This window comes from Anaerovibrio sp. RM50 (assembly GCF_000622005.1).
GTDB lineage: Bacteria > Bacillota > Negativicutes > Selenomonadales > Selenomonadaceae > Anaerovibrio.
Genome location: NZ_JHWV01000008.1, coordinates 72,677 through 84,720 on the forward strand (window position 1 = coordinate 72,677; position 12,044 = coordinate 84,720).

Here is a 12,044-nt window from a genome sequence, read left to right on the forward strand (position 1 = left end):
AGTAAGTAAATCATTCTTAGAAAATTAAAAGCTGGGCGTCACTTATGTGGCGTCCAGCTTATCTTTTTTCCTGCTAATTTGGGGGTTGCCCTGTTGAAGGGCCCCTGTTGAATAGCTTAAACCGATTGGATATGCTCTTTTTGTTCAAAGAGATTGCTTATGGTTTCCAGCATTTTCTTTACGTCAATCGGCTTGGCCAGATGGTCGTTCATGCCCACCTCTATTGCCCTCTGCCTGTCCTCCTTAAAGGCATTGGCCGTCATGGCAATAATCATTATATTGGCCTTTACCGGATCGTCCAGCTTGCGGATCTTTCTGGTGGCATCATAGCCATTGAGATTTGGCATCTGGATATCCATAAGAATCAGGTCATAATAACCCGCCTCAGCCTTGGAAACCATATCGCAGCACTCAATGCCGTCACGGGCCCTTTCCACCTTAAAGCCGCTGTCCTCAAGAATTGCCGTGGCAATTTCCGCATTAAGGTCATTATCCTCCGCCAGCAGAATCCGCTTGTTGGAGAAGTCAACGGCAACTTTCTGGTCATCACTGCCCTCCCTCTCAGAAGGAGCAGCGCCAATCTTATGAGGAATGCGGAAGCGCACCTCAGTACCCTCTCCCACCTTGCTGTTAATATGAATGGTTCCATGCATCAGCTCAATGAGGTTCTTAACGATGGCCATGCCAAGGCCCGTGCCCTGTATGCCGCTCTGGGAGGTATTACGCTCCCGTGAGAACTGCTCGAATATATCGGAAACAAATTCCTCGGACATGCCAATACCATTGTCCTTGATGGACACTTCTATTATGCACTGGTCTTCCTTATCTCCCGGCAGTTCACGGCAATTAATCCATATAGTACCGCCGGACGGTGTGTACTTCACCGCATTGCTCATGATGTTCATGACAACCTCTGACAAATGGGTTTTGTCAAGGTACAGATAATGATGCTGTATATCCCAATTATCCACCAGAGTCAGATTCTTCTTCCTCATTTCCCCTTCAAATACGGCAATGCAGGAATTGAACAGCTCCTCTGAATCCGTCAGCTCCTCCTCAATAATAACCTTCTTGTTTTCAATGCGGGACATTTCCAGCACGTTATTCAGTATATCCAGCAGCTGGTAGCTGGCCAGCTTCACCTTTTTGCGGTATTGCTTATTCAGCTCCACATTATCAGGATCCCGTTCCTCCAGCTCCGTAAAGCCAATAATGGCATTAAGAGGGGTGCGGATATCATGGGACATATTAAACAGGAAGGAGGTCTTGGCCTGGTTTGCCACATCGGCAGCTTCCCTTGCTTCCTCCAGTCTTATATGCTGCTCCTGTAGTATATCATTCAGGGCCTTTGTCTTTTCAAGCTGCAGATCCTGAGCCGCCGTCAGCTCCTCCAGCCGCAGCTGTCTGTCCTGCAAAATATTATTAAGGGTGGTAATTTCCATAATCTGGGACTCGGACTCGGCAAGATGCTCACGATTCTTCTTGTTTTCTCTGGTTATAAAGAAAACTACCAGGGCAAAAATTCCCGCCAAGGCCCCTATAGGAATCCAGATATTCTGCTTCAAAAACTCGCTTATTGGTACATCGCGATGAGGTATATAGGTGTAGGAACGTGTAAGGGCATAATCCTTTTCCATGAGGGTAATACCATGATTGAGCACACTCATAACCAGAGCTGATTCATTCATGCCCTCAAAGCCTATGGAAGAATCGTCAGGGAGCAGTGCGGAATGAAGAATCTTGTAGTCAGATTTTCTGTTAAGCAAATACTCCGTTCTAATACCGCTTACAATGACAACATCAGCCTCACCCCTGACAACGGCATCCATGGCCTCCTCATCGGTGTCAAAATAAAGCACAGGATTGTGCGGATAATGCACTGCCCTGAAATCATCAAGTACACCCAGACGGCTGGCCACGGCAATTCTGGCAGCGGCCAAATCAGGATAATCCCCCTTGTACAAAATGTTAAAGTAGGAATTAATAACCGGGTCAGTTGGCACCATGTCATATTCCTCAGCAATCCAATAGTTGGAAAAGGCCGGGAACATAACATCAATTTCGCCGCTCTGCAAAGCCTTGGTCATCTCCATATTAGTAGAGTATCCCTTGTATTCTATATTATCCTTCTCTACTCCCAAGGCCCTGAAAATCTCTGGTACAACGTCCTTTACAACACCAGTAACTTCCCCATTTTCATCGGTGTCACAGTATGGCAGATAATTATCAATATACCCCACCCTGAAGGTTTCATTTTTAGCCAGCCACTGGCGTTCAGCCTTGGAAAGTGTGGTGGTAAAAATTGTACGCTTAAACCACTTTTTGGTAAGGTCATTTATATAGTTTTGATTCTCCTGATACAGACGATGCTGGGCCTGATTCAGATCCTCCAAAATATCGGGACGGGCCTTGCTTACAACCAGATAAAAATCAGATGTTCCCGCCTCCTGGCATACCTCAATGCCCATATTTCGGAAATAGTTATAGCCCTCAGCCATCATCACATCTATGTAGCCTCTTTTGAGGGCCTCGTCACGGTCCTTGATGTCCTCGTAGGTGACAAGCTGGGCCTGAAGATTATGGGCAGCCAGATATTTTTCTACCACCTTGACCTGGGCACCTGTGAGAACGCCGATCCGCTTGCCATTTAAGGACTCCGGCTCCGAGGTAACCCGCTCATTGGAGGTACGCTTGAAAAACAGGTACTGGCTGGCTCCCATAGGGTCCTTTGGATAGCTGAGAACGGCCTCACGCTCCGGCCTGTATGCCAGACCGGCCAAAAGGTCAATCTCACCCTTTAGCAGCTTCTCATAGAGATCCCCATAGGAACCGTAAACATATTCATACTTCCAATTGCTGTACAGCTTCAGCCGCTGCATATAATCATAGGCGTAACCGCTCTTAACGTCACCATCCTGGTCTCCCATCTGGAAGCCCTCTTCCACGAAATAACCAACCCGCACAAGCTTTTCCGCGTTGGCTTCCACAGATGCCACCTCAGACAGCCTAAGAACACCTGCCACACAGGCAAGGAACGCCACAAGGCAAAACAGAAGATTTATATTTATCTTTTTAAAAAATATTTTGTGCCCATGTTTCATTTTCATGTGCCCCCCATATTTTAAAAAAATCACAGCGAAAAAATATTATCACACTGCACAGTTTAAATTCACGGCACACAAGTATATTCGTTAATATTATATCAAAAATTAGCCAACAAATTAAATAAAAATAGGTAAAATTGGGAATTTTTTGCCACTTTTTTAAAAATACAAGGTGACTGTTGTATAAAATGCCGGGAAAGTTGTATCATAGAGAAGTAAGTTTCCTTGTGGTATTACATTTCACGGCAGGAGGAATGAAGTTATGCTTAACAAAAATCACATGGCAGGCAACGCCCACCTCTCCTCGGAGGCGGCAGAGCCCTTTGATGTCCGGATAAAAAAAGACAAGCCGGAGCTGGCCCCGGGGGTAGACAAGCTTTTGGAGCTGCTTCCTGAGGACATCTACAAGCGGGCCTTCAAAAATATCCAGACCTTTAACAAGCGTGGGGACACTCTCCTTATTGTCAGCGGCGGCATACTGGAGCGCACATTCCTGGAGCGTGACTGTATTCCTGCACTGAAAGAGGCTTTTGAAGTGGCAAAGGTTCAGATTATCGGCTGAGTCCTTTTACACCACGTTTTTGGTGAGAATCTCCACCTTCAAAATATTCCCCACTCCGGAGATATTCTACATTTGGTGGGCAGTATCCTTTTGGGATGGATTTTTTTTAAAATTTTTTCCTTGACTCGTGCCTTTTTTTGCAGTATCATATTTCTTGTTCACGGCGCGTTGGTCAAGTGGTTAAGACTCCGCCCTCTCACGGCGGCTTCAGGGGTTCGAATCCCCTACGCGTCACCAGAAATCACAGCCCAGGATTATGTCCTGGGCTTTTTTACTACGAAATCTTAACGAATCGAATCTAATAGATGAAGATGAGCTTTTTGGAGTTTTGCATAAATGGATAAGAAACGTATTGGAAAGTATATTATAAACAGCCTTGTATGTCTGGCTCTGATGAATGTATTGTTTTATGCCACGGGGAGCGAGGGCATATCCTTCCCCGACACCCCATTTACCTTAAAATCTTTGGTGTGCGCTGTCCTTATTTTTGTTGCCCAGTACATAGGGGGCTGTCCTTTTTTTCACAGGAAAAATCTTGTATCTCTTTTTGTTATGGGCTGGTGGTATTTGTATCTCCTCTATAAATTTTTCCTTATGAATTCGGTGAATGCCCCATGTGATGGCACGGAAATAATCGCCGGCATGGGGGGAGCTGCCAGCTTTATAATGGGCCAGTTCCTCTGTGAAAAATACGCTCAAAAAAAAATTGCCTTTATTTTTTTGGACGTAGTGCAATTTCTTTTCTGCCTGCCCCCTGTCCTGTCCCTGATTCACTATAGCTTATATGGCACCCTCATAACCTACGAGGAGGCTGTTGCCCTGCACAATACAAATTTCAGGGAATCCTACGAATGGATTATTACCTATATGGGGCCTTTATATGCTTTCATGACGGTTCTGGTCCTTGGGGGAATCTTTCTGCTGATAAACAAAATGCGGACCTTCTGTTTATCTCATAGCGTCAACGAAATTGATTCCCGCAATGATATTAATTATGGCGAAAGCATGGAACACGACGGGGGCAAGAAGCCTCCTGTGCTGATTTTGTCCCTTGCCCTGACCCTGGCAGTTTCCATTTTGCCATGGAATATGTGGCTCCAGACTGATTTTGTGGCCCCTTACTTTAAGGCGGTCCGCTACAGCATGGGACTTAGCCAGTATTACCGCAACATTGAGGCAAAAAAGGACAGCATCGCCATTTCTGATGCCGCCCCTGTTACCAGTTCCTCCCACACCATTATTATGGTTATAGGGGAATCTGCCACCCGGGACAAAATGAAGGCCTTCACCCCCGATTACAAATACGATGATACCCCATGGCTAAGCCAGCAGCTAAATAACCCTAATTTTATTGTCTTTAAAAACGCCTACGCCTGCCAGAGCCTTACCCAGCAGGTGCTGGAAAGCGCCCTTACGGAAAAGAGCGCCTACAACGACAAGGAATTTCTGGACAGCGTGAATATTATTGATATTGCCAAAAAGAAGGGCTACAAAACCTACTGGATCACCAATCTGGGCTACAACAACAACGAATCCTCATTTTTTAACGTGGCCTCCCGGGCAGATGTGCTGCTTAACACCGGGGACGATGACGATCACAGTATGTTGGCTGAGCTTTCAAAAATTAACCCTCAGGAGAATAATCTCATTATCCTCCACGGCAATGGCAGCCACGCAGCCTACAAGGAGCGCTATCCAAAGGAGAAGGCTGTATTTGCGGAAAGTGACGCCGCCAAGGCCAAGGAAGCGGAGTACGCCAACAGCATACGCTACACCGACGAATTTTTGCAGGCCATATACGACTATGGCAGAGCGAAGCTGAATCTTCAGGTTATGCTATATTTTTCCGACCACGGGGAGCACATGAGAACAGGCCATACCCCTAATGACCAGAATTTTGTGAAGGTGCGCATTCCTATGTTTATTTATTTAGGGGATGAATACCTTAAAAATAACAAGGCGAAGGCAGAAGTGCTTATGGGGAGGAAGGACACCTTCTTCACCAACGATATGATGTACAACACCCTCAGCGGCATTATGAATGCAGAATCCAATTTTTATATTCCCCATGAGGATTTAACCAATCCCGCATACGACTTTACTGCCGACACCCTCTGGACCTTTGGGAATACCATAAAGGTCTCCGAGGACCCGGCCTTTAAATGACAATGTCCCACCCTTATAGTATGCGAAAAGCTAAAGAAAGTATGCTTTAAAATAATTTTTAAACTTTTTTCTATAACCCTATTGACATAGTAAGAAAATCGAGTATACTAATACACAACAACATACATGGCAATGACGCCCCATGAAATCAGGTACCGGATTTCGTGGGGTATTTTTGTTCTCCTGTAGGTTGTATTTCTCACAAAACCAAATAGAAATATCTATACTGTCACACAAGAAACAAGATCTCCTAGCTTTTTCTTCAGTATAGGTATAAGACAATGGCGTCTTATGGTTCTTCCTTTGAAAAGGAGGGATTATGAGGCGCCATTCTATTTGGGAAACATTATTAGGTATAATTTATTCTTTAAGATTTAAGGTGGAAAGGACTGATTCTTATGATTAATACCGGCGATACTGCTTGGGTCCTCATCAGCGCGGCCCTTGTATTTCTAATGACTCCCGGCCTTGCCTTCTTCTATGGGGGCATGGTTCGCAGCAAAAACGTACTTACCACAATAATGCAGAGCTTTTTTATAGTAGCCCTGATTTCCGTTGAATGGGTTATCATCGGCTATGCCATGACTTTCGGAACTGATATTAATGGATTTATTGGCAGTCTTGATAAAATCGGTCTTATTGGCGTAGGATACAATGTGCTGGAAAACGGCACTATTCCGGAGCTGGCCTTCGTAGCCTTCCAGTGTATGTTTGCTGTAATTACCCCGGCCCTTATCACAGGTGCCTTTGCAGAACGCATGAAGTTCGCAGCCTTCGCTCTCTTTATTCTCCTTTGGGCCATCTTTATTTATAATCCAATGGCTCACTGGGTATGGGGCGGTGGCTTCCTGGCCGAGCTTGGTGCCCTTGATTTCGCAGGCGGTCTGGTAATTCACATTCTCTCCGGTGTATCTGGCCTCACTCTCTGTATTCTCCTTGGCAAACGTGCTGGCTATGGCCGCACTGCCATGATTCCTCACAATCTTCCAATGACCGTTCTTGGTGCAGCCCTTCTCTGGTTCGGCTGGTTCGGCTTTAACGCCGGCAGTGCCCTTGGCGCCAACGAGCTGGCTGCCAACGCCTTTGTTACCTCACAGGCTGCTGCCGCAGCTGCCACCCTCTCCTGGGTAGTTACTGAGTGGAAGATGAATGGCAAGCCTACCATTCTCGGCGCCGCCTCCGGCTGTATCGCTGGTCTAGTTGCCATTACCCCGGCCGCTGGCTTCGTAGCTCCTCTTCCTTCCGTTATCATCGGTCTTGTAGGCGGTGTGGTTTGCTACTTCGCAGTAGCTGTCCTCAAGGAAAAGCTGGGCTACGATGATGCCCTTGACGCTTTCGGCGTACATGGTATTGGCGGTATGTGGGGTGCTTTGGCCACCGGTATCTGGGCTACCACCGAGATTAATCCTGATGGTGCCAACGGCCTTTACTATGGTGATACCCATCTCTTTATTGCACAGCTCATTTCCATTGGTGTGGCTATTGCCCTGGCAGTAGTAGGCACCTGCGTTCTCTACAAGCTGGTTACCCTTGTCACCGAAGCCCGTGTTTCCGAGGCTGAGGAGCTTACAGGTCTGGACATTGTAGAGCACGGCGAGCGGGGCTATGCCCGTTCCATTCTGGGTGGCTCCCCTATTATGGGCAGCTTTGAGGATTCCTCTGAAATGCTGGCCAACACTGTAATGCAGGCAAATGCCAACAAGGCGTAAGAAAGGACAGGTGATATTATGAAAATGACCAAGATTGAAATTATTACCCGTTCCAACAAGCTGGACGACCTTATGGGTGCCCTGAATGATATCGGGGTGCTTGGTATGACCGTCAGCCAGGTCTTTGGCTGTGGTCTCCAGAAGGGCCACGAGGAAGTGTACCGTGGCAAAAAGTACGATATAAATCTGGTGCCCAAGGTAAAAATCGAAACTGTTGTATGCGAGGTTCCCGTGGATCTGGTTCTGGACACAGCCCAGAGGGTTCTCCGCACCGGCAACTATGGTGATGGCAAGATTTTCGTATACGAGCTAACTGATGCTGTCCGTATCCGTACTGGCCAGCGCGGCGCCACCGCCATCATGGATATCCCTGGGGAAAAGAAGGAATCCATAAGATGAGCTTTTGCCCATCATATAAGATTTTCAATAATTAAATAACATTATAAAATCATTAATATAATACTATCTTAGATTCATATTAACCTAACAATCCCTCTTAAAAATGCTGGAACACGGAGTTTGTTCCAGCATTTTTATTTATATCTATATTACATAACCTATTACCTATTTATACATATCCTGCAAAGAAATCAGCTTATATTGGGACGTATCTATCTCCTCACTAAAACCGCTTCTTGAAAAGAAACCAAATCTGTAAAATTTCATCCCCAGTTGCTCAGCCTGCCATTTCTCCTCATTAACCACCTTCATTCCAAGTGGTTCTTTTTTATATTTACACTCATAAGATGTAAACCCTACATTATCCTCCGTAACCACATCAAATTCACCATTCTGCCCCTTTACCCTGTCATTATATATGTATCTTCCAATAGCCGAAAATGGTGGATCTACACGGCCGGCACGATTTTCCCTCAACAGATATTCCTTGGCTAACTGTTCAAATTTACGGGGCAAATATTCACTGGCTAATTTCTCCTTGATATGACGGTCCCAGAACACATCAGGGGACATAATACTCCTGGCCGTTGTTTCCTTAAACAGATAAGAATAATAGAAATCTAACAGATTATCGCAAATTACGTAGCGATGCTGTTTTTTACTTGAAGCTGCATTTATAGGGGAATCCTTTTCTATCAGTCCCATACCAGACAGCTTGCTGAGAATATGGCTTATATTGCTGCTGTTGTGGAGGAAATTGGCGATGTCTCTGTACTTGCCTACACCGTTGGCTATTTTTTCAAGAATAAGATTGGCATTCTCCTCCTTGGATAATTCTGCCTTTAATTGTAAACGAATCTCCCCTTCTAATAAGGAGCCTTCCGGTATAAGCAGCCGCTTTATATTTTCCTCAACTGTCAACTCATCATCTATTTGTATCAAATAAAAAGGAATACCTCCAAAGATGCTGTACAAGAGGAATTTTTCCTCCAATTTTTTGGAAGGAAAGAATTTGGCTGTATCATAATAATCAAATGGTTTGAGCTTTATAATTTCAGAAAATCTGCCAAATAAAGGTGCATCACTCTCTATGAGTTTTTGCATAACTTGAACATAAGAGCCGCACAAAATCAGCTTCAGGCAACCTTCATGCTGCCATGTATCAATAGCAATTTGAAACTCCGAATCTATTGCCTCATTGTCCCCTCGTAAAAATGGGTACTCGTCAATTACCATAATGACTTTCTGATTTTTGGCTTTTTTATAAACGTACTCCAACAGTTTTCCAAGCTGGCTAAATTGGACCGGTTCATCAAATGCCTCCGCCACCACCAGACTGAGTCCAGCCAAATTTTCTTCAAAACTGGCCTTGCGGCATACATAGTGAACAACAGTGGCATTTATCTGGCGCAAAGACTCTTTGATAAGTTCACTCTTACCTACACGCCTTCTGCCGTACAATAACAGACATTCCGATCGGTTATTGTCCAGCTTTCGCTTTATATCGCCCAACTCTTTTTCTCTGCCGATGAATCTCATGGTCTCACCCCATTTTGAATTATACAATAAAATTATTACTACATTTGTTTTTACTAAAATCATTTTTAGTAATTTTATCATAGTATAATATTTTAAACAAGGGGCAGCGCCACTAATTTTTCTTAGTGCGACAGCTCCTTTTTCTGTGCCATAGGATTAGTTAAGAGTAAAAAAAATAGACCGATTATCACGATGATAATCAGTCTCTAATCAGCCACGGCCTTATTTTGTTCAAGGAATTTAGCATATAATATAAGGTTGCGGATTTGTGGTTTAGTAAAGTTTTCGACGATACTTATTAATTCCTTCATATCTGCACTTTGGTATTTTAGGTTTCCATCATTTTGTTTAGCAATATATCCACATATTTCAAGCAAAGTGATGTAATTGATATTGTATGTATTACTTATAAGTTTTAGAGTATCTGGGGTTGGCTTATTACTTATACCAGTGCGGGTATCAAATCCTTTTTCTAATTTATTAAGGTAAGTGTGACTTATACCAATTAGTTCAGCGGCCGAACGTAGGCTGAGCTTCATAGCAGCTCTTTTTTCCTTTAACAATTTTGCTAAAGAATCCATGTATTCTCACCTCCTGATTTTATTGTAATATATTATCTAGGAAAACTTCTGTAATACATTGTTGACAAAAATGTAATATAGGGATTACAATAGATTAATAGGGTAAAACTTTTTTTAAGAGAAGTTTTATATAGAAAATATTTTATAATGTAATATTAACTTTATTATGTTAAGGGAGAATATAAGTGAGTTTTAGTAAAATAATTAATGTTATTGTATGTGTATTATTAGTTGTATTTTCTTTTACAGGGTGCATCAATACAAAAACTACCTCACCAGAAAAAAAAACAAAAGACGAAGTGGAGATTACGGAAATTAAAGAAAAAACGGATGTAACCACTAAAGAACAGGAAGAGCAGGCGATTATTTCCAGCAATGGTACTCATGCAAAGTTGATCGTGAAATATATTTATTTAACCGAAACAAGTGACGTAAAGCATGGTGATATCCATGCCAGTGCTAAAGGGGAACACTGTCTAATTGATTATGAAATAATTAATACCAGTACCGATAAAACCATTGTTGGTTACCAGGCAGACGTCATTATTTTGAACGATTATGAGAATAGGGTTGTTAAGACAAATATTAATGAGACAAATGTTGTCATAGCACCAAATGAAAGTGAATCAAAAAAATACCTCATAAAACGATTAACATCCAGAATATCAGGTTTTAGAAGTGAAAAAGTTAAAGGCTTTGTCATAATTACCAGGGTTCTTTATTCTGATGGTAGCTTAGAAAGAGGAAAAGATGATGCTGTAAAAGTATTTTTGTAAAAGCAAACTCTAAAGGGGCTGTCACATTCTTAATGCGACAGCCCCTTTTTACTTTTTTATGAGGCTTCCCCGGGTAATGCCCAGCTTGCCAAATTTGCTGTTTATATCATCAATGGCCTGGTACAGCTTGTCCTTTTTCTCATCATGGAACAGGGACAGGCTTTCCATTTCCCCGAAGCCTGTGGTGGAAACCCCCAGCAGCCTTATATTTTTGGTGATATTCAGGGCCGTAAATAGCTCATGAATGGCAGTATATATATCATTATCATAATTGGAGGGCTCAAATAGCTGCTTTTGACGGGTATGGGTGGTAAAATCCCTTGTCCGTAGCTTAAGCTGAATAGTCTTGGCCTTAAAGCCCGCTTTACGAAGACGCCAGCCCACCTTTACTGATAGCTCCAGCAGAACCTGCAGGGCATCCTCGGCGGTCTGCAGATCCTCCCCAAAGGTCACCTCATTGCCAATGGACTTGGCCCGTCCCCTTGGGGCCACCGGCCTTTCATCCTTCCCCTGGGCCAGCCAGAATAAATGGTAGGCGGTTTTTTCCCCGAAGGTTTTATGGAGCTCTTCATAGGGCATTTTCCGCAAATCGGCAATGGTCTTAATCCGCAGTCTGTCCAGTACCATGGCTGTCTTGGCCCCCACCCCCCAGATTCTCCTTACGGGCAGGGGATCAAGAAACTCCTGAACCTTGTCCTTGTCAACCACCACCAGCCCGTCAGGCTTATCAAGATCCGAGGCAATCTTTGCCAGAAACTTATTGGGCGCAATGCCCACGGAGGCCACTATTCCCGTTTTTTCCTTTATTTCCTTCTTCAGCTTCATGGCATATTGCAGGGGATTATCCATGAGCCGCTCCATACCCGTAATATCCAAAAAGGCCTCATCGATGGAAAGGGGCTCTATAAGAGGGGAATAAGTGTCAAAAATATCAAAAATCTGCTGTGAAACCTCACTGTAGCGGGGATAATTGCCCCTTATAAAAATTCCCTGGGGACAAAGCTTCATGGCCTTGGCAGTTGGCATGGCGGAATGAACCCCAAATTTTCTGGCCTCGTAGGAACAGGTGGACACCACTCCCCTGCCCCCTATACCGCCAACTATCAGGGGCTTTCCTCTGTATTCCTCGTGGTCCAGCTGCTCCACCGAGGCAAAGAAAGCATCCATATCCACATGCATAATGAGTCTGTCCATAAAATCCCCCGAGC

9 protein-coding genes and 1 tRNA gene are annotated in these 12,044 nt (G+C 44.1%); 6 read left to right on the forward strand and 4 right to left on the reverse strand.

The window, feature by feature from the left end:
* Positions 1–116 precede the first annotated feature (116 nt).
* Positions 117–3,107 (reverse strand): transporter substrate-binding domain-containing protein, encoded by a 2,991-nt coding sequence (locus tag T525_RS15575; protein ID WP_084276933.1) that lies wholly within the window; start codon positions 3,105–3,107, stop codon positions 117–119.
* Positions 3,108–3,366: 259 nt separating this feature from the next.
* Between T525_RS15575 and T525_RS0106355 the strand changes: the two genes are divergently transcribed.
* The 5 genes from T525_RS0106355 to T525_RS0106375 all read left to right on the forward strand — a co-directional run bounded on the left by T525_RS0106355 (position 3,367) and on the right by T525_RS0106375 (position 7,940).
* Positions 3,367–3,666 (forward strand): hypothetical protein, encoded by a 300-nt coding sequence (locus T525_RS0106355; RefSeq protein WP_027406520.1) that lies wholly within the window; start codon positions 3,367–3,369, stop codon positions 3,664–3,666.
* Positions 3,667–3,828: 162 nt separating this feature from the next.
* Positions 3,829–3,903 (forward strand) — tRNA-Glu (locus T525_RS0106360).
* Positions 3,904–4,002: 99 nt separating this feature from the next.
* On the forward strand, positions 4,003–5,832 hold the full coding sequence (locus T525_RS15580; protein WP_051533457.1) for a phosphoethanolamine transferase: 1,830 nt from the start codon (positions 4,003–4,005) through the stop codon (positions 5,830–5,832).
* A gap of 398 nt (positions 5,833–6,230) precedes the next feature.
* On the forward strand, positions 6,231–7,541 hold the full coding sequence (locus tag T525_RS14510; protein ID WP_037325327.1) for an ammonium transporter: 1,311 nt from the start codon (positions 6,231–6,233) through the stop codon (positions 7,539–7,541).
* Positions 7,542–7,559: 18 nt separating this feature from the next.
* Positions 7,560–7,940, forward strand: a complete 381-nt coding sequence (locus T525_RS0106375; RefSeq protein WP_198022642.1) for a P-II family nitrogen regulator — start codon at positions 7,560–7,562, stop codon at positions 7,938–7,940.
* Positions 7,941–8,105: 165 nt separating this feature from the next.
* Here the strand turns inward: T525_RS0106375 and T525_RS0106380 are convergent, their stop codons facing one another.
* Together T525_RS0106380 and T525_RS14515 are read right to left on the reverse strand one after the other, a co-directional pair.
* Positions 8,106–9,479, reverse strand: coding sequence for an ATP-binding protein (locus T525_RS0106380; protein ID WP_027406522.1), 1,374 nt, complete (start codon positions 9,477–9,479; stop codon positions 8,106–8,108).
* Between the two features lie 206 nt (positions 9,480–9,685).
* Positions 9,686–10,060 (reverse strand): helix-turn-helix domain-containing protein, encoded by a 375-nt coding sequence (locus T525_RS14515; protein WP_051533458.1) that lies wholly within the window; start codon positions 10,058–10,060, stop codon positions 9,686–9,688.
* A 185-nt stretch (positions 10,061–10,245) separates the two neighbouring features.
* Here T525_RS14515 and T525_RS0106390 point away from each other — a divergent pair, with 185 nt between their 5' ends.
* Positions 10,246–10,836: a hypothetical protein gene (locus T525_RS0106390; RefSeq protein ID WP_027406523.1), complete on the forward strand. Its 591-nt coding sequence runs from the start codon at positions 10,246–10,248 to the stop codon at positions 10,834–10,836.
* Between the two features lie 48 nt (positions 10,837–10,884).
* Here the strand turns inward: T525_RS0106390 and T525_RS0106395 are convergent, their stop codons facing one another.
* Positions 10,885–12,030, reverse strand: coding sequence for a DNA polymerase IV (locus T525_RS0106395; protein ID WP_027406524.1), 1,146 nt, complete (start codon positions 12,028–12,030; stop codon positions 10,885–10,887).
* Between the last annotated feature and the right edge of the window lie 14 nt (positions 12,031–12,044).